Annotated in this window: 21 protein-coding genes; 19 read left to right on the forward strand and 2 right to left on the reverse strand. The window is 47.9% G+C overall.

Going from position 1 to position 17,171, the window contains the following annotated elements:
* Positions 1 to 378: 378 nt before the first annotated feature.
* From IFU39_RS20580 to IFU39_RS20650, 15 genes are all read left to right on the forward strand, one after another.
* Positions 379 to 1,380: a beta-ketoacyl-ACP synthase III gene (locus tag IFU39_RS20580; protein ID WP_192134607.1), complete on the forward strand. Its 1,002-nt coding sequence runs from the start codon at positions 379 to 381 to the stop codon at positions 1,378 to 1,380.
* Positions 1,370 to 2,662, forward strand: coding sequence for an ATP-grasp domain-containing protein (locus tag IFU39_RS20585; protein WP_244661045.1), 1,293 nt, complete (start codon positions 1,370 to 1,372; stop codon positions 2,660 to 2,662). The genes IFU39_RS20580 and IFU39_RS20585 overlap by 11 nt, the downstream gene beginning before the upstream one ends.
* Positions 2,659 to 3,654: an NAD-dependent epimerase/dehydratase family protein gene (locus IFU39_RS20590; RefSeq protein ID WP_192134609.1), complete on the forward strand. Its 996-nt coding sequence runs from the start codon at positions 2,659 to 2,661 to the stop codon at positions 3,652 to 3,654. Before IFU39_RS20585 ends, IFU39_RS20590 begins: the two co-directional genes overlap by 4 nt.
* Entirely contained in the window at positions 3,648 to 4,508 is an 861-nt protein-coding gene (locus IFU39_RS20595) for an MBL fold metallo-hydrolase (protein ID WP_192134611.1), read from the forward strand. The genes IFU39_RS20590 and IFU39_RS20595 overlap by 7 nt, the downstream gene beginning before the upstream one ends.
* Positions 4,505 to 5,821: a F390 synthetase-related protein gene (locus IFU39_RS20600; protein WP_192134614.1), complete on the forward strand. Its 1,317-nt coding sequence runs from the start codon at positions 4,505 to 4,507 to the stop codon at positions 5,819 to 5,821. The genes IFU39_RS20595 and IFU39_RS20600 overlap by 4 nt, the downstream gene beginning before the upstream one ends.
* 79 nt (positions 5,822 to 5,900) lie before the next feature.
* Entirely contained in the window at positions 5,901 to 6,797 is an 897-nt protein-coding gene (locus tag IFU39_RS20605; RefSeq protein WP_192134798.1) for an SDR family oxidoreductase, read from the forward strand.
* A 216-nt stretch (positions 6,798 to 7,013) separates the two neighbouring features.
* Positions 7,014 to 7,595 carry a DJ-1/PfpI family protein gene (locus IFU39_RS20610; protein WP_091016132.1) on the forward strand — a complete coding sequence of 194 codons (582 nt, stop codon included), beginning with the start codon at positions 7,014 to 7,016 and terminating at the stop codon, positions 7,593 to 7,595.
* Positions 7,592 to 8,170, forward strand: coding sequence for a GNAT family N-acetyltransferase (locus IFU39_RS20615; protein ID WP_192134616.1), 579 nt, complete (start codon positions 7,592 to 7,594; stop codon positions 8,168 to 8,170). Before IFU39_RS20610 ends, IFU39_RS20615 begins: the two co-directional genes overlap by 4 nt.
* On the forward strand, positions 8,167 to 9,042 hold the full coding sequence (locus tag IFU39_RS20620) for a serine/threonine-protein kinase (RefSeq protein WP_192134618.1): 876 nt from the start codon (positions 8,167 to 8,169) through the stop codon (positions 9,040 to 9,042). Before IFU39_RS20615 ends, IFU39_RS20620 begins: the two co-directional genes overlap by 4 nt.
* A 73-nt stretch (positions 9,043 to 9,115) precedes the next feature.
* Positions 9,116 to 9,511 (forward strand): hypothetical protein, encoded by a 396-nt coding sequence (locus IFU39_RS20625; RefSeq protein WP_374048429.1) that lies wholly within the window; start codon positions 9,116 to 9,118, stop codon positions 9,509 to 9,511.
* A gap of 2 nt (positions 9,512 to 9,513) precedes the next feature.
* Entirely contained in the window at positions 9,514 to 10,230 is a 717-nt protein-coding gene (locus tag IFU39_RS20630) for a GNAT family N-acetyltransferase (protein WP_192134620.1), read from the forward strand.
* Positions 10,230 to 10,700: a GNAT family N-acetyltransferase gene (locus IFU39_RS20635; RefSeq protein ID WP_192134621.1), complete on the forward strand. Its 471-nt coding sequence runs from the start codon at positions 10,230 to 10,232 to the stop codon at positions 10,698 to 10,700. The genes IFU39_RS20630 and IFU39_RS20635 overlap by 1 nt, the downstream gene beginning before the upstream one ends.
* Positions 10,701 to 10,767: 67 nt before the next feature.
* A complete protein-coding gene (locus IFU39_RS20640; RefSeq protein ID WP_192134622.1) occupies positions 10,768 to 11,154 on the forward strand; it encodes a hypothetical protein in 387 nt (128 codons plus the stop codon).
* 258 nt (positions 11,155 to 11,412) lie between these two features.
* The gene (gene murI / locus IFU39_RS20645) at positions 11,413 to 12,231 is read left to right on the forward strand and encodes a glutamate racemase (RefSeq protein WP_446740350.1); all 819 of its coding nucleotides are present in this window, start codon (positions 11,413 to 11,415) and stop codon (positions 12,229 to 12,231) included.
* Between the two features lie 24 nt (positions 12,232 to 12,255).
* Positions 12,256 to 12,807, forward strand: a complete 552-nt coding sequence (locus IFU39_RS20650) for a histidine phosphatase family protein (RefSeq protein ID WP_127544485.1) — start codon at positions 12,256 to 12,258, stop codon at positions 12,805 to 12,807.
* 68 nt (positions 12,808 to 12,875) lie between these two features.
* On the opposite strand, the gene IFU39_RS20655 is transcribed toward IFU39_RS20650, so the two are convergent.
* Both IFU39_RS20655 and coaA read right to left on the reverse strand, forming a co-directional pair.
* On the reverse strand, positions 12,876 to 13,238 hold the full coding sequence (locus IFU39_RS20655) for a DUF423 domain-containing protein (RefSeq protein WP_047842233.1): 363 nt from the start codon (positions 13,236 to 13,238) through the stop codon (positions 12,876 to 12,878).
* A 64-nt stretch (positions 13,239 to 13,302) separates the two neighbouring features.
* A complete protein-coding gene (coaA, locus tag IFU39_RS20660) occupies positions 13,303 to 14,232 on the reverse strand; it encodes a type I pantothenate kinase (protein ID WP_192134623.1) in 930 nt (309 codons plus the stop codon).
* Positions 14,233 to 14,427: 195 nt separating this feature from the next.
* Here coaA and IFU39_RS20665 point away from each other — a divergent pair, with 195 nt between their 5' ends.
* From IFU39_RS20665 to IFU39_RS20680, 4 genes are all read left to right on the forward strand, one after another.
* A complete protein-coding gene (locus IFU39_RS20665) occupies positions 14,428 to 15,216 on the forward strand; it encodes a DUF3891 family protein (protein ID WP_192134624.1) in 789 nt (262 codons plus the stop codon).
* Between the two features lie 238 nt (positions 15,217 to 15,454).
* Positions 15,455 to 15,964, forward strand: coding sequence for an 8-oxo-dGTP diphosphatase (locus IFU39_RS20670; RefSeq protein ID WP_192134625.1), 510 nt, complete (start codon positions 15,455 to 15,457; stop codon positions 15,962 to 15,964).
* A 136-nt stretch (positions 15,965 to 16,100) separates the two neighbouring features.
* The gene (locus IFU39_RS20675; protein ID WP_306299270.1) at positions 16,101 to 16,523 is read left to right on the forward strand and encodes a GNAT family N-acetyltransferase; all 423 of its coding nucleotides are present in this window, start codon (positions 16,101 to 16,103) and stop codon (positions 16,521 to 16,523) included.
* A 117-nt stretch (positions 16,524 to 16,640) separates the two neighbouring features.
* Positions 16,641 to 17,126: a GNAT family N-acetyltransferase gene (locus IFU39_RS20680; RefSeq protein ID WP_192134626.1), complete on the forward strand. Its 486-nt coding sequence runs from the start codon at positions 16,641 to 16,643 to the stop codon at positions 17,124 to 17,126.
* Positions 17,127 to 17,171: the final 45 nt, after the last annotated feature.

The following is a 17,171-nucleotide window of genomic DNA, read 5'->3' on the forward strand; positions in this document are numbered from 1 at the left end:
GCCTAAAAGCTTTCTGAAAGAAAGCTGCATCGGAAGCATATGCTTATCCCCGGATTTTCCCTTTTTAAGAAGGGAATCAAAAAAATCTGGGGATAACAGCGATCGGAAAGTTGTTCTGTCATCGGAGTGTAAGTGTAAATACTAATTAGCTGAACTTATAGAGGTTTTTCAAAAAGTCCGCTTTTGATTACGAAGTATGCCTATCGGCATCATCAGCATCGAATATGGAATTCAGCCGAAATGTCCGTTGCTCACGTAGTTTTCCTACGCTCCGCTACTCCATTTCTAGCTTCATCCCATCTTCTCGGTACTGAAAACCGGTCTTTTTGAATACGAACTTATATATATCAGTCAGATGAACAGAAAGAGGTTGGGGAAATGCAACTTAGAAGAGTAAGGATTGCAGGAACAGGGAAGTACCTGCCTGAACAGGAGGTCACCGATGAGGAACTGGATCGCCGCTTGGGCGTGCCTGCGGGCTGGGTTAGCAAAGCCACAGGTGTAGGTGTACGCCATTATGCTTCGGGTGAAGAAACCTCGTCCTACATGGGTGCCAAGGCTGCCGAAGCTGCACTTGCGGATGCAGGATTACAATTCAGTGATATCGACTGCCTGGTGTGTACCAGTGGCACGAAGGAACAACCGTTGCCAAGTACGGCGGTATTTATCCAGCAGGCCATGGGGCAGCAAGATTCAGGCGTACCTGCTTTTGATATGGATGCAACCTGCCTGAGTTTCCTGAACGGACTCGATGTGATCTCCTATATGGTAGATGCTGGACGTTACCGGCGAGTACTGCTCGTAGCCACCGAGATTGCCTCAGCCGGACTCAATTGGTCGGATAAAGAGAGTGCGGCCCTGTTCGGAGATGGAGCGGCCGCTGTTATTATTGAACGTTCGCCTGAAGGGTCATCCTCTCAGATTGTACATGCTTCCCTTCGAACCTACAGCCGAGGTGCTCGCTTCTCGGAGATTGCAGGTGGAGGTACACGGCTGCATGCTTCGAATTATAAGGCAGATCAGCCGGAGCCCTATCTTTTTCATATGGATGGACAGGCCATCTTCCGCATGGCTTCCAGACTTCTACCTGGATTCATCAGCGATATGCTGCAGGCGACCGGGAATCGAATGGAGGATTTCCAATTGGTCATTCCTCATCAGGGAAGTGCGATGGCGATGAGACTGATTCGCAAGAAGCTTGGCATTGCTGAAGATCGGTTTATGGACATCACACGAAATCACGGCAATACAATTGCGGCATCGATCCCGATGGGTCTGCATGAAGCGATTAGACAACAGCGTATTCAGCGTGGAGATCGGGTGTTGATGATTGGCACGGCTGCCGGATTATCATTGGGAGGACTCATTTTTGACTACTAGATTTGGGGAAACCGGACATCGTACATCTGCTTCTCTTCGTGTGCTCCTTACAGGCGGAAGGGCTCCCGTTACACTCGATCTGGCACGCATGCTTCATCGTGCAGGCCATCGGGTCTATGTTGCGGAGAGTGCCGTACGGCATCTGACCAGATCATCCCGTGCAGTGGAACAGTGCGCCGTGGTCCCATCGCCGCGTCATGACACACGTGCTTATCTGGAAGAGCTGGAACGGTTGGCACAGGATTGGCAGATCGACCTGCTGATCCCCATGTGTGAAGAAGTCTTCTATGTTGCTCAAGGGGCAGACAGACTGCGTGCATATTGTCGTGTCCTGGTTACAACTCTGGAGCAGCTGCATGAGCTGCACCATAAATATGATTTTATTCAGCTTGCAGGGTCACTCGGTCTTTCGGTCCCGGATACACGTCTGATCAACAATGAGCAGGAATGGATGGACGCTCAGTCTGTTCTGGAAACGATGGGAGATTGGGTATGGAAACCGGTGTATTCCCGCTTTGCCGCCAAAGTTCGCATGCCAGCACGCTTGATCGATGAGGGTATGGCAGGGACTGCTCAGGAAGGTTACGTAAGCGAAAAGAAGCATCGACAATTACGTAACGATCCTCCGGAAGAAGGGGGATTATCCTCTGCTTCGCCTTGGGTTGCACAGGCCTTCATTCCTGGTCAGGTGTTGTGTACATACAGCATAGCCCACGAAGGACAACTGGTTGCGCACGCCACCTACGATAGCCGCTACCGCACAGGAAGCGTGGGGGCCAGTGTGTTTTTTGAACAGGTGGAACATGAGGGGGCCCTTGCATGGGTGAGACAATTTGTGCAGGCAACAGGTTTTAGTGGACAGATTGGGTTTGATTTTATAGAAGGTCAGGATGGGCAAGTTTACGCAATTGAGTGTAATCCGAGGGCAACGAGTGGGATTCATCTGTTTCACCCTGGAGATGACTTGGTGCGTGCACTAACTGAACCGGAGACGTTGGTCAAGGAAGGAAGGATGATCACGCCCGCACGGGGCAGCAAAGCCATGCTCATGCTGCCCATGTTGGGAAGCGGGCTGCAGCAGATCTTCGGCAAAGGAAAGTTCCGGGCATGGGTAGCTGCCTGGCGTGGAGCCCGGGATGTGGTCTATATGCGGCAGGATATCCAGCCTTTGTTTGAACAATTTGCAGTGGTGCTGACCGCCTGGCGTCTGGCAAGATCACAGAAGTTCTCGCTGACTGAAGCTTTGACTCACGACATAGAATGGAACGGTGAACAACAATGAACAGAGGATTGGTTACAGGAGCTACGGGATGCCTGGGCAGGCATCTCGCGACACGACTTGCAAAAGAGGGATGGGAAGTCACGGGCATGGGCCGACAGCCAAAGATTGGTACAGAACTTGAGTCGGCAGGAATCCGATTTCTGAACGGAGATCTACGGGATGAGGCGGCAGTAAATGAAGCGTGCACGGGGCAGGATGTGGTCTTTCACTGTGCGGCGCTATCATCACCATGGGGGAAGTATAAGGACTTTCATAGCAGTAATGTGGAAGGGACACAGAAACTCATGGATGGCTGCCTAAAAAATGATGTACAGCGATTCATACATGTCTCGACTCCAAGTATCTATTTTAACTACATACCGCGATATGACGTACATGAGAATGACCCGTTGCCATCCAAACCAGCCAATCATTATGCAGCCACCAAGCTTCTCGCGGAGCAGGTTGTGATGGAGGGGCATGCGAAGGGACTTCCGTCGATCATGATTCGACCGCGAGCGATCTTTGGTCCGTATGATCAGACGTTATTTCCCAGAATAGTCGCAGCAAACGCGAAATCAGGCGTGCCGATGATTGGCGGTGGACAGGCATTAATTGATCTGACATGTGTGGATAATGTGGTGGACGCCTTGTTGTTGTGCCGTGATGCCCCTGACGAAGCGCTTGGCAGAGCTTACAATATCTCTAATGGCGATCCGAGGGCGTTTAATGAGTTGGTGAGCAGCCTGTTTGGCATGCTGAATATGCCCTTGCGTCGTCGAAACATTCCTTATCGGATGGCATATGGTGTGGCAGCGTTGCTGGAGCGAGTTCATGGCTATATTCCTGCGTTGGGTGAACCTCCGTTGACACGGTATACAGTCGGCTCCTTATCTATTCCACAGACATTGGATATTACGGATGCACGGGAGCAATTAGGGTACGTCCCTCGGGTGTCCATTGAAGAGGGATTGCAACAATTTGCAGACTGGTGGAGGGCTGAATCATGCTGACGACAACTCCGGTAGAACTATATTTGGGTGCGGCGGGTTACTGTACACATCCAGAGTTTCTGACGCTGCGTGGTGGTCGATTAAGACCAGTACCTTTCCCCGCAGGATTTGCTTGCATCATTCACCCTGTATATGGACCAATCCTGCTGGATACGGGATATAGCTCCCGCTTTTTCAAGGAAACGGCTCATCTGCCCAATGCGCTGTATCGTCATATTACACCGGTTGTCTATCGTGAAGAGGATAGTGCCGTTCATTTTTTGGCTGGGCTTGGGCTGAAAGCTTCGGATATTCGGTATATCATCCTCTCTCATTTTCACGGCGATCACATCGCGGGTGTGCGAGATTTCCCGGAGGCACAATTCATCTATTTGCCAAGGGCTTATGATGCGGTGCGCTCCCTTGGTTCGATTGCGGCTGTGAAGGCAGGTTATCTGTCCGGGTTGTTGCCTGAGGATTTTGCGGCCAGATCATTGCCTGTTACGCGTCAGCCTAAGCGGTGGATGAGAGCGGGGGAGGAGTTCCCTTTTGATGAAGTCTACGATATCTTTGGCGATGGCAGTCTGCTGGGGGTGGATGTATCCGGTCATGCGGAAGGCATGATGGGACTCCTGCTGCGTACAGAAGAACATGATTATTTCCTGTGCGCGGACGCAGTGTGGTCGAGTCGGGCTTTTCGTGAACAGCGTAGGCCTCATGCGCTCGCGGGTATCATTATGTCTGATCGACAGGAATACCACCGTAACTTTGACAAGTTGGTTCAGCTGCATCAGCAGTTCCCCCACATTCGGATAGTGCCGAGTCATTGTCGAGATGTACTGGAAGCTTGGGGTGTGGGAGGGCCGAAACGATGAGTAATACCTTTCGTATTGTGGTTCATTATGCGCTTGCACGTGGGCTGCGAACATGGAAAACGCGAGAACAACTGGAGCGCTGGCAAGAGCGCCGGATTATTCGACATGTCCATCAGATCCGCGCCCGATCTCCGTTTTACCGAAAGTGGTGGGGTGGCGTGGACGCATCCAACTGGAGAAGCTTTCCGTTGATTGACAAATCAATCATGATGGAGAACTTTGATACACTGAATACGGTAGGCATTACCAAAGATGAAGCGTTGGCTCTAGCAGGTGAAAGTGAAGAAACGCGTGACTTCAAACCCTCCATTCAGGGAGTGACTGTTGGATTGTCCTCGGGTACGTCAGGGAACCGGGGAATATTTCTGGTAAGTGATCGGGAGCAGGATGCGTGGACGGGCACGGTGCTGGCCAAGCTGCTGCCTGGTGGACTGTGGAAACCTGCCAAGATTGCGTTTTTCCTGCGGGCCAACAGTAATCTGTATGAATCGGTGCAGCGTGGTAAGTTGCAGTTTCAGTACTTTGATCTGCTGGAGCGTGTGGAGACCTTGGTCAATCGGCTGGAAACCTACCAACCTACCGTGTGGGTGGCTCCTCCATCCATGCTGCGTCTGTTGGCGGACGCCTATGTGGCAGGCCACCTGACTGCTGTACCGGATAAAATCATCTCTGTTGCCGAGGTGCTGGACCCCTTGGATCGCAAGGTGCTGGAGCGGGTCTTCGGACAGACCGTTCATCAAGTCTATCAGTGCACAGAAGGGTTCCTGGGTGCTACTTGTCGTTTTGGCACACTACATTTGAATGAGGATATAGTCCATATTGAAAAAGACTACATTGATCCCGCCACCCGGCGGTTCGTGCCCATTATCACAGACTTCTCCAGAATATCACAGCCGATCATCCGGTATCGGCTGAATGATATTCTGACCGAGGCGGCGATGCCATGTGCCTGTGGTTCCCTGTTTACCGCCATTGAGCGGATTGAAGGCCGCTGTGATGACACGCTATATTTTTCACAACTACATACGGGTGAGGCGGTGCCGGTCTTTCCGGATTTCGTCACCCGTTCGGTCATTGCGGCGTCGCCAGATATTGAACATTATCGTGTGGTGCAACGTGGGGACGGGACGATGGAGGTATCGCTACAACTTGGAGGAAATGCAGCACTGGGGCAAGTAAATGCTGCTGTGTTGCAGGAATTGAACAAGTTGGCAGACAGGATGGATTGTACTTTGCCTGAGGTGAGATTCGTTCCGTATACGTTCAAACCAGGGGTCACCAAGCTACGCAGGGTGGAGAGACAGCTTGATTGAGCTGGTGGGAAAATATTGGGGAAGAGCAGGTGGCTGAATGACAGTGGTGACATACAAGATAGGAGATGGACAGCGGCGGATGCAGACAGAGGATCATAGAAATGAAGAAACAAAGGAAAAAAGACTATCAACATCTGGTGCACATGATCCCGTGGCTCTCATCACAGGCACATCCAGTGGCTTCGGTATGTTAACGGCCATTACTCTTGCCAAGCAGGGATACCTTGTTGTTGCTACCATGCGCGACCTTAGTCGAAGAGGAGAGTTGGTCAGACTTGCAGGAGAGGCAGGCATAACAGAACGTTTGGTGTACGAGCAGTTGGACGTTACGGATTCTGAATCGGTGCAAGCAGCTATAACCAAAGTCGTTCTGGAGTATGGCCGAATCGACATGCTGGTGAACAATGCAGGATTTGCGGTTGGCGGGTTCATTGAGGAAGTATCGATGGAGGATTGGCGGCGCCAGATGGATACGAATCTGTTTGGGTTAATCGCTGTGACACGTGCGGTCTTGCCTGTGATGCGTGAACAGAAGCAGGGGTTAATCGTTAACTTGTCCAGTGTCAGCGGGTTGTCCGGTTTTCCAGGATATGCTCCGTATGCTGCCTCCAAATTCGCTGTGGAGGGATTCACGGAAAGTCTGCGGCATGAGATGTCTTCGTTCGGCGTTCGCGTGGTATTGGTTGAACCAGGCGCTTATCGTACGCCGATCTGGAATAAAGGTTTGGGTGAGATTCACCGGAGCGAAAACTCTCCATATAAGCATAAACTGGATACGGTTCTTCGTTATTCCAAACATGCGAGCGAGACGGCACCTGATCCACAGGAGGTAGCTGATCTGATTGGCCGAATTGCACGGATGCGTGCACCAAGACTTCGATATGCTCTCGGAAAAGGTTCACGTGTGCTCATCATAGGCAAGTTGTTTCTACCCTGGAAGTGGCTGGAGTGGATCATTGCCCGTGGATTAAAATAGAAATTAGGTACGAGTCAAGATTGCACAATTTCCGAATGGGAGGGATTAGCCGTATTCGAATTCATCGTCATTATATTACTTCTTGCGATTGTGGGTCTGCTCTTTCATATCAATAGCAAGTTGCCAGCTCGTGACCGGGTGAAGGAAGCCATGGAACGGGATCGGAATCAGAAACATAACCAGGATGCTCCAAATTAAAAAAAGCGGAGGTTACCAATGAAAATAGCATTCGTTTTGTTTGATGGACTGACTTTCCTTGATTTTGCAGGGTTTTATGATGTGATCAATCGGTTGAATTTCTTTGAGCAAACCAAAGGAACGACGTGGGAAACCTGTGCAATGACAGATCAGGTCACGGATGAGTCTGGTTTAACGATGAAGGTGGATCGAGTGAAGCCTGACCTATCGGAATACGATCTCGTGTTTATCCCCGGAGGCATGGGAACGCGCAAGCTTCGATATGACGAGGCCTTCGTAGGTTGGCTGAAACAGGCTGAGTCTGTGCCTTTGAAGGTTTCCGTGTGCACAGGCTCTCTGCTACTGGGTGCAGCTGGTTTTTTATCCGGTAAAAAAGCAACAACACATCCACATGCATATAATTTGCTTGAGCCGTATGTCACCGAGGTGATTCAGAAGCGGATTGTAAAAGATGGAAATGTAATTACTGCCGGTGGTGTGGCCACGTCCATTGACCTTGGGATTTATGTTGTTGGGTTGCTTGCAGGACAGGAAGCGGCAGCGAATGTAAAACTTCAGATCGATTATCCTTATGAGATGCAGGGAGTGGTTGAAGAATGAATGAAGGCCGAAAGCAAGAGCCCTGTACCATTCGCAATATTCAGCGGGATGAAGCAGACATCTACTGGCATTTACGACTGGAAGCATTGAAAACACATCCTGAAGCCTTCGGGGCTTCGTTTGAATTGTTGATTGAGATTCCCATGAATGAAGTACAGGAACGCATACATAATGAGCCCGATGATTATATTCTGGGAGCATACACAGAAGAAGGAACCTTGGCGGGAATGATGGGTTTCAAAAGGGAACATGGCCTAAAGCTCAGGCACAAAGGCATGATATGGGGCGTCTATGTTGCTCCCCCATATCGGGGGAGTGGGTTGGCTTCACGGTTGCTCCGCGAGGTGCTGGATCGGGGAAGACATCTGGAAGGTATCAAACAGATTAATCTGAGTGTAGTGACAACCAATGAATCAGCCCGACGTTTATACGAGCGATATGGATTTGAAGTCTACGGCATCGAGCGTAACGCATTGGAAGTCTATGGTCAGGGATATGATGAGGCGCATATGAATTACTTTTATACAGAGCCCTCAAGATTGGATGCTGATATCACCACAGGAGGAGTCCGATGACAGATCATGTTGAACTTGAGATCGACGGTGTTTCCTTTGTCTTAAAAGAGTCTCATTCTTTCGATTGGTTACAGCCCTTGGGTAAGGTTTTTCGCGTATTCGATCAGCAGGATTCAGGGAATCTCTCTTTTGGTATTGTGCAAAAGGATGGAAAGCGATTGTTCGTTAAATATGCGGGAGCACATACAATTCATGCGAATCATACGGGAAGTCCCCCGGAAGCCATTCGTAATCTGAAATCATCTGTTTCCGTTTACGAAGATTTGGCGCATGACACGTTGATTCGACTAACGGATCATTTTACAACGGATGAGGGGTATGCCTGTGTATTCGATTGGGTGGATGGGGAGTGTTTGCATTCCCACTGGTATTTTCCGCCTCCGGCCAAATATGAAGATCCGCGTTCGCCCTACTATCGGTTCAGACAGCTTCCTGTTGAGACACGCATTCGGGCAATGGAGCAGATTCTGAATTTTCATATCGAGGTGGAACGAAGAGGTTATGTGGCTGTTGATTTGTATGATGGCAGTCTGATCTATGATTTTGACAGAAACTTTATGAAAATTTGTGATATCGACTTGTATCGGAAGGGCTCTTTTACCAATACCATGGGGCGCATGTGGGGATCTTCCCGCTTTATGTCCCCTGAGGAATTTGAGTTGGGTGCACCCATAGATGCGGTTACCAATGTATTCAACATGGGGGCAATGGCGTTTGGGTTGCTTGGTGGGGAGAAAGATCGTTCTTATGACAGATGGGATGCCGGAGAAGCATTGTATCAGGTTGTGATACGTGCAGTGAGCGATGATCGGTCCGAGCGGTACGCATCGATTGCGGAACTTGGTGAGGCCTGGAAACAAGCTACGATTTAAGGTCAATGAGTGAGTGGTGGAATTTTCGCAAATGTGCAAAATCCATTCGTATACGTGTGTGAAATCCCGTATAATGGAAATTATTAAGGGGGTGCAGATGATGTGCAGATATGCCTTGTCAGGACCATATAAAGACATCTATGCATGTTTCATTTGTCGCAAATCATTTAAACAAGTTTCCAGACATGACCTGAGCCCTGAGGTGGTGGCACAACTTGAATATAAATGCCCGCAATGTGCCACATCTATGGTTAGCATGGGACACGATTTCCAGGCGCCCAAGCAAAATGATACCAAACAATGGACCAAAGTGATGATGCTGTACCGTCATGGTTATACCTATCATAATTGCGGGTGCGGGGCTGGATATCGTCCTGCAGAATTACGTCAATTATCCGAATTTCTGGAGCAACAGGAAGCTGGTAAAGGCAGTGTAGGCAAACGATTATTGCAAAGGTTAACTTCTTAGTTATGGTTCCAAAATCGAACCTGTCGTCTATGGAAATGTTGAAAATACAGGTGAGTACTTTATATACGATCAACGAGCAGCAGCGTCTATTAAGCATCAACGAGCCGGGTGGTGGGCAGGCTCCAGCCATTTTTATCGGTATGACTTCTGCCAGTTCACTGATCTATTATCATGAGCAGTTACCGCCGGATCTAATGGATGAGTTGGGGAAGGATTGCGAGCTTCCGTTGGATATTCCGAAACTAATTCGCAAGGTGGAAACCTTTGAGCTAGTTAACCGTGTGTGGATGGGACCCGCCTATGCTTTTCCTGAGATATCTTACGAGTGGAATCAGAAGGTTCAGTTGATTGGTCAGGAGCAGCGTTATTTGCTGGCAGAGCATTTTCCTGAATTAACAGATCACTTATATGAAAAAAGCCCTGTTGCCGCTTATGTTATTGGGGATTCTGCTGTGGCAGTGTGCTGCTCCGCAAGGCTCTCCGATCATGGGGCGGAAGCGAGTCTGTATACGGCCCCCGGTTATAGAGGACATGGATATGCAGCGGAGACAGTAAAGTGCTGGCAGTATTATGTCAAGGAGCGTGGACGCATGCCAATCTACAGTACATCTTGGGATAATCTTGCTTCACAGCAAGTTGCCCGTAAACTCGGATTAATTCAGTTCGGTGTGGATTTCAGTATCACAACTGTGGATTTGAGGAAGGACTGTGATGTCTGATGATTCGCACTTTCGTACAAAAGGATCTGCAGTATGTCATTGAAGCGCATATCCGAATTTATCGAAACGAGTATAATTATGATCATAGCTTTGCTGAATTTATCACCAACGCGGTGAATTCGCTTGGACTTAAAGGCAATCATTCGAGGGAGATGTTATGGATTGTTGAGTTAGATCAGACAGCTTCCGGCTCCATAGGACTTACTCAGGTGAATGAAAATACGGCTCAACTTCGCTGGTTTTTGATCGAACCGGAAGCACGTGGTGCAGGATGGGGCGGGGAGCTTATCAAACAGGCAATTCTTTTTGCAAAAGAAAAGAACTACACATCTGTGATCCTGTGGACCAATGAGTCTTTGATCAGCGCGCGTAGATTATATCAATCTGTGGGCTTTGAAGTGAAGGAAGTCCGCAAGGAGATGTTGTCAGGTCAGGGGCTTACCGAAGAACAATGGGAACTTGTTCTGTAGTTGGCCGAGGGCTTGAGCATGAAAGTCGAATCTGTTGCGTTAACTCGTTGTTGAAAGGAGTGGTACAGTGAATCGCAGAAGACTGATTCTGGGTTTGTTATCCGTATGCACAGCATTGACGGTAGCAGCATGTTCGATTCGGACAGAAGACCAAGCATTATCAGCATCGATTGAAAGCAACCTGCAGCAGATGGTTAGCGACCCTGTCCTCCTGACCAGTAGCAATCCGAATGATTATATTGCTGGTAACCGGGAGGCATACGACGAAATCTTGAATACCGGTGAGGAAGGATTGCATCTGCTGCTACAGCAGCTCGAATCCAGTCCGGATAATGGTCTTAAGGAATGGATCATGGCTCAGGCAAGTACTGAACTGCTTGGAGAGCTTAACCCTGTTGAGGCGTGGCATAGTGGCAAGGACTGGCTCAGACAGTATAAAATGAGCGTAGAATAATGGCTTATCTTCTCTATAGTACCTGACTTAGCGGAAGTAATGGAGGGGGCGGAATCGATTCTGAAGAAGCGATAGCGTTCGCCTTTGTCTCCGAATTTATACATCTATAAGGTTATTCAAGAAAATTTGGAGACAACAGCGATCAGAAGAACGATCCGTAACCGGAATGGTTCCCGCAAGCCGTCAAGCACTGTAGTGTGTGATGAGCCGGAAGTACAAACCTCACCTCCAGTCAGCATGAGCAGCATTGAGAGGTTCTTGGAACCGGAAGAATACATTATAGAGGTGAAATCCTTGAAAAAGAAAATTGCTTTTTTTGATTCAGGCATCGGTGGTTTAACCGTTTTGCATAAGGCATTACAACAGTTTCCAGAAGAAAAATTTCTGTATTATGCGGATACCTTGCATGTCCCCTATGGAACGAAGTCTGCGGATGAGGTTAGAGGACATATTTTTGATTGTGTGGAAGCCATCGTTCAGGAGGATGTTCAAGCCATCGTGATTGCTTGTAATACAGCAACAAGTCTGGCTGTGAAGGATCTGCGCGCCAAGTATGATATCCCGATCATTGGCATGGAGCCTGCGGTGAAACCAGCCGTGGAGATGAATCGCAACAGTGGGAAGAGAGTGCTTGTATTTGCCACGGCCCTCACCTTGAGCCAAACCAAGTATAACGAACTGGTATCACGTGTTGATGATCACCACAGTGTGGATTCCATTGCGTTGCCGGAACTTGTGGAATGGTGTGAACAGCTGGATTTTGATCCGCGCAAAATCGCTGATTATTTCCGGTTTAAGCTGGCAGATCTTGATCTTCCAGGGTATGGCACAGTGGTGCTTGGCTGCACGCATTATCCATTCTATACGTCCATTCTGCGCACGGTTCTGCCCGATCATATACAGATCATTGATGGCAGTACAGGCACAGTGAACCATCTGAAGCAGCGGCTTGGACTGGTGGCTCAACATGGAGACAGAACAGGGGAACAGGTCACTTTCCTCAGTTCATCAGGCCGACCGGAAGAGCAGGAGAAGATGTACAGTGCACTTCAATATCTTGAGATGAACTCCAAGTAAGTTACACCATAGGAGGTGATAGCTATGCAGTCCATTTATCTTATACGTCACGCCAAGGCCACAGGGCAGGAACCCCATGCAGAGCTTACAGATGAAGGGATCAGGCAGGCTGAAAAACTTGCAGATATCTTGGCTCATCATTCCATAACGTATATTGTCTCCAGTCCATGGAAAAGGGCCGTTCAGACGGCTATGCCACTGGGCATAGCAACGCTGCAACATATACATACGGATGAACGTCTCCAGGAGAGGGTACTTAGCTCTCTTGATCTGCCTAACTGGATGGATGTACTGAAACGTACATACGATGATGTGGATTGGATGGAAGAAGGCGGGGAATCTTCGAGAAACGCGGCTGCAAGGGGGCTGGCACTACTGGAAGAATTGTGGAGCAGACCGGAACAGCACGCGGCCGTGGTTACACATGGAAACTTGTTATCACTGCTTATTCGTGAGTATGAACCATCCTTTGGTTATGAAGAGTGGACCAAACTGTCTAACCCGGATGTGTATGTGCTGGAGAGACAACGACCGGATGCAGGGCTGTCCACCATTCGAAGAATCTGGACAGATTAAACAGCAAAAGAGTGCTCCAGCGATATTATATCAGCCAGAATACTCTTTTCGTTTATCCACGGGGCATATTACAATGCAGCAATCATGATCATAACCCATCCAGCCAAAAATGCGACTCCGCCAAGTGGGGTAATGGCTCCCAATCTGCGAACACCCGTTACACTTAAAACGTACAGGCTGCCAGAGAACAGGATGATTCCGGCGAACATCAGCCATCCGGCAAGCATGACGAGTGAAGAGGATTCAAGACGGTCTGCCAGCAGTCCGATCAGGATGATGCCAAGTCCGTGGATGAGGTGATATTGAACACCGGTTTCATAGATTTTGATCATGTCAGCGGATAGTTTGCGCTTGAGCGCGTGTGCGCCAAAGGCACCCAAAGCAACAGCCAGGAACATCATAATACTGCCGAGTATAATCAGGGTTTGCAATGTGTTTTTCTCTCCTTTTAAGGGTAATTAGATATAACATCAAAGTGTACTGCACGAGTGTTGTCTACAGTTTGCGCAATTGAATCTGCCCAATGGAGTGATCGGCTTCCTTTTTCAGAATCAGTCTGGCACGTCCTTTGGTTGGCAAAATGTTTTCATGCAGGTTTTTGGCATTGATATCCTGCCAGATCTGGTTGGCCGTACGCACGGTTTCCTCTTCATCGATATTGGCGAATCGTTGATGGAAAAAGGAATCTGTGTTCTGGAACGCTGTATTGCGGAGTAGCTTGAAACGCTCAACGTACCAGTGTCGTATATGCTCTTCTTCCGCATCAATGTAGATGGAAAAATCGAAGAAATCACTAACCAGCAAAGGCGTTTCCTTTTTGATCTGAAGTACATTGATACCTTCAATAATGAGAATATCCGGTTGACAGATCTGCTTCTCTTCTCCTTGAATGACATCGTAGGCGAGGTGAGAGTAGACGGGTGCTTTCACTTCGGGTTTGCCAGATTTTACATCACCCATGAACTGAATCAGGGATTTGATATCATAACTTTCCGGGAATCCCTTGCGGTTCATGATGCCCTTCTCTTGCAGCACCGCATTGGGATATAAGAAACCGTCGGTTGTGACAAGGTCAACCTTCGGGCTTTTCTTACCTCTGGCGAGCAGTGCCTGTAGTAAGCGGGCCGCTGTACTTTTGCCCACGGCAACACTCCCCCCGATTCCAATGATGTAGGGAGTGGGGAGGGCTTCTTTTTTCATAAAGGAGGCCGTCAGTTGATTCAGCTCTCGTGAAACTCTTGCATATAGGTCAATAAAGTGGGTAAGAGGCAAATATATATCTTCGACTTCTTGAATCGATACCTCTTCATTCAATCCCTTTAACTGTTCTAATTCGGCTTCCGTCAGTGGAAGAGTGGTCTGATGTTCTTTAAGTTCAGCCCATTCCTTGCGGTTAAACTCGATGTAAGGAGAGTATAAATTCATGAGATCCCGCTTTCTGTATGTAATATAATTGTGGACACAACCTTTAGTGTATCAAATTTCAGGAAACTGACAACACCTTTACATTGTGCCTTTCATAATGCCTCTCGTCAAAATGGAGCGAAAAACAACTTACTAGGAAAGTTTAACCCAATTTATGTTAAAGTCAACGTATACCATGCGGAAGGGTGACAGCACATGATCGTATATGAGAGAGAGCATGATTTTGTTTTGACTGCACAGCATGAGCATGGATTAGTAGCCGGAGAGATGGCTTCCCACTGGAAAAATGAATTATTATCCGATGCTGCGCATCGGGATGAATTGATTCTAGCGGCCAAGGAACATGACCGTGGCTGGATTGAACTGGATTCGTCTCCGTTCTGGAATGATTACAGTCAATCGCCGTATTCGTTTCGTGACTTTCCATTGCGTCCGCGTTTTGTATTCTACCATAAAGGGATTGAAGAAGTTCGTCAGAAAAACCTCTACGCCGGATTATTGTGTAGCTTGATGTACACGGAGCTATTTCAGAAAAATCTGGGGGCCAATGCTCAGGATGATGATGACATCCGAGATTATCTGCAACAAGAACACGAACGTCATCTGGATTGGGAGAAACAGCTTGGTGGTGATGCTGAAGCACTGAAACAGAGGCTGCAAAGTGATGTGGAGATCATGCTTTTCTGTGATCAGCTCAGTCTGTTTCTCTGTATGGAGGAACCTGGAACACCTGCTGCGCGTTATGATTTTTTTGCAGAAGGGCTCAGTTGTACATTTGATGCCTGTTCCAGACAACCGATTCAGGCAGAGTGGTTATCCAATGAAAAAGTAGGCCTGTCTTTTTTCCCGTTTGATGAGGACTTTACGATCGTTTTACCATATAAATCGGTACCAAAGGCAAGTATCCGCAAATTTGGTATGCAACAGGCTTATCGCCGGGCTGAATGGAAGGAACGCCGGGTGTTGATTACCGAATTGAACTGAGAACTGGAAACTCCAGGCTTGAGGAAATAGCAGCATAGAATATAACAAAACAGGCGGGCTTCTGATGTACAGGTGTACAGGGCGTCCGCCTTTCGCATGCATATATATCATCATAGACTATACTGTGAGACCGGTGAAAATACGAATGAATCAGAGTGGGAATAAAGAAGGAAAACACAGGTTATTCCCAGAAATGTTAGTGTACAACAGAGAAGCGCATGTTAGCAGGAGGACGAATATGGATACTAGGATAGAAATATTAACGATGTGTATGGTATGGGACAAAATGAATGATCAGGTGTTGTTAATGAATCGGCCGGACCGCAAAGGATTTCCGGGATACATTGCTCCTGGGGGGAAGGTAGACTTTCCGGAGAGTATCGTGGATGGTGCCATGCGGGAGGTTCTGGAGGAGACGGGGCTAGTAGTCAATGAAATTACGTATAAAGGGCTTGATGAGTTCTGTGATCCCGAACAAGGATTGCGGTACATGGTATTTAACTATTTGGCGACTTCATTCGAGGGTCAGTTATTGCAAGATCCGCCCGAAGGCGAGCTGTTATGGGTGCCGATGAAGCGGGTTTTTGAGCTGCCTATGCAGGATTGGTTTGCTGAACGTTTCCCACGTTTTTTCCAAAAAGGCACTTTTGAGCGGAGTGTGATCTGGGAGAAGTCATCCGGACGTACGTTGCAAGAGACATTTATGGTGTATAGCGATTCTGTTCTTGAACAGCGCGAAGTCCGGTAAGGGGATTGAAGGTTGGATACAGCATGTAAAATTCTCAATTAATGATCGGTCATAATGTATCATCCATATCTATATATTTATATCCAGATATTATGATATAATGAAGTTTACTATTTTTATGGGAGATGAGTAGTCTGTGGGGATCGTATTTCGTGATAAGTTGGAAGATATAGATCTTGAACAGCTAGATGGGAATTTTTTTTATGGTTGGCCAAACCCGCCGTCTACGCCAACTTTTCTAAAGTTGCTGGAAAAGTCCTATGCCATTGAACTGGCTGTTGATGAAGATACCGGAAAGGTGGTCGGATTCATACAAGCCATCTCTGATGGTGTTCTCAGCGCGTATATCCCCTTACTGGAAGTAGTCCCAGAGTATAAGGGTCGGGGAATCGGGACGGCTCTTGTTCAACGCATATTTGAACGTCTTCGTGATCTTTATATGATTGATCTCTTATGTGATCCGGAGCTGCAGACGTTCTATGAGAAACAGGGGATGTCCAAAGCATCAGGAATGGTTATTCGTCATTATCAAAATCAATCGGGTACAGTAGTTGGTTAATAGATTGGGTGATAGGTTTGTTAGACTCAAGCAAGATATATTTGTAGATCTGCCATACATAGGCTTCTGCAAACAGAACGAGAATGAATATTGTACGATGAAAAGGTGGAGATTGGCATGAAATTGTCGTTCCGGATTTTGGACTGGGAAGAAGAGCGACCGTACGAACTTTTATTGATGGCTGATCCTTCAAAAGCAATTGTTGATGAGTACCTGAGTCGGGGTGTTTGTTTTATTGCTGAATATGAAGGAGAGATGGTTGGAGAGTTCGTATTGTTGAAGACTCGTCCGGAGACTGCCGAGATTGTTAATATTGCCGTACAGGAAGAACTGCAGGGACAAGGTGTAGGCAAACACATGATTAAGGAAGCGATGGAAGCTGCACGTAGATTGGGCTGCCGGATTCTCGAGATTGGAACAGGCAACTCCAGCTTTCATCAATTGAAGTTATACCAACGTTGCGGTTTCCGCATTATCGGGGTTGATCGTGATTTCTTTGTGAGACATTATGAGGAAGAGATTATAGAGGATGGTATCCGCTGTGTGGATATGATCCGTATGGCCATAGATCTGGATGCTGTTATAGAGGATGAAAAGAAATAGGAAGTATTTGCTGAGGTGAAATTTGCTGAATTCAAAGAAGCTGCT

It is taken from the genome of Paenibacillus sp. CFBP 13594 (assembly GCF_014842675.1).
Classification (GTDB): Bacteria; Bacillota; Bacilli; order Paenibacillales; family Paenibacillaceae; genus Paenibacillus; species Paenibacillus amylolyticus_B.

Coding starts and splice junctions, on each gene's coding strand:
- IFU39_RS20630 (WP_192134620.1), top strand. CDS start 9,514: ATGGTTCCAAAATCGAACCTGTCGTCTATGGAAATGTTGAAAATACAG.
- IFU39_RS20620 (WP_192134618.1), top strand. CDS start 8,167: ATGACAGATCATGTTGAACTTGAGATCGACGGTGTTTCCTTTGTCTTA.
- IFU39_RS20625 (WP_374048429.1), top strand. CDS start 9,116: ATGGAAATTATTAAGGGGGTGCAGATGATGTGCAGATATGCCTTGTCA.
- IFU39_RS20665 (WP_192134624.1), top strand. CDS start 14,428: ATGATCGTATATGAGAGAGAGCATGATTTTGTTTTGACTGCACAGCAT.
- IFU39_RS20650 (WP_127544485.1), top strand. CDS start 12,256: ATGCAGTCCATTTATCTTATACGTCACGCCAAGGCCACAGGGCAGGAA.
- IFU39_RS20615 (WP_192134616.1), top strand. CDS start 7,592: ATGAATGAAGGCCGAAAGCAAGAGCCCTGTACCATTCGCAATATTCAG.
- IFU39_RS20610 (WP_091016132.1), top strand. CDS start 7,014: ATGAAAATAGCATTCGTTTTGTTTGATGGACTGACTTTCCTTGATTTT.
- IFU39_RS20595 (WP_192134611.1), top strand. CDS start 3,648: ATGCTGACGACAACTCCGGTAGAACTATATTTGGGTGCGGCGGGTTAC.
- IFU39_RS20605 (WP_192134798.1), top strand. CDS start 5,901: ATGCAGACAGAGGATCATAGAAATGAAGAAACAAAGGAAAAAAGACTA.
- IFU39_RS20590 (WP_192134609.1), top strand. CDS start 2,659: ATGAACAGAGGATTGGTTACAGGAGCTACGGGATGCCTGGGCAGGCAT.
- IFU39_RS20670 (WP_192134625.1), top strand. CDS start 15,455: ATGGATACTAGGATAGAAATATTAACGATGTGTATGGTATGGGACAAA.
- IFU39_RS20600 (WP_192134614.1), top strand. CDS start 4,505: ATGAGTAATACCTTTCGTATTGTGGTTCATTATGCGCTTGCACGTGGG.
- IFU39_RS20580 (WP_192134607.1), top strand. CDS start 379: ATGCAACTTAGAAGAGTAAGGATTGCAGGAACAGGGAAGTACCTGCCT.
- IFU39_RS20680 (WP_192134626.1), top strand. CDS start 16,641: ATGAAATTGTCGTTCCGGATTTTGGACTGGGAAGAAGAGCGACCGTAC.
- IFU39_RS20635 (WP_192134621.1), top strand. CDS start 10,230: ATGATTCGCACTTTCGTACAAAAGGATCTGCAGTATGTCATTGAAGCG.
- coaA (WP_192134623.1), bottom strand. CDS start 14,232: ATGAATTTATACTCTCCTTACATCGAGTTTAACCGCAAGGAATGGGCT.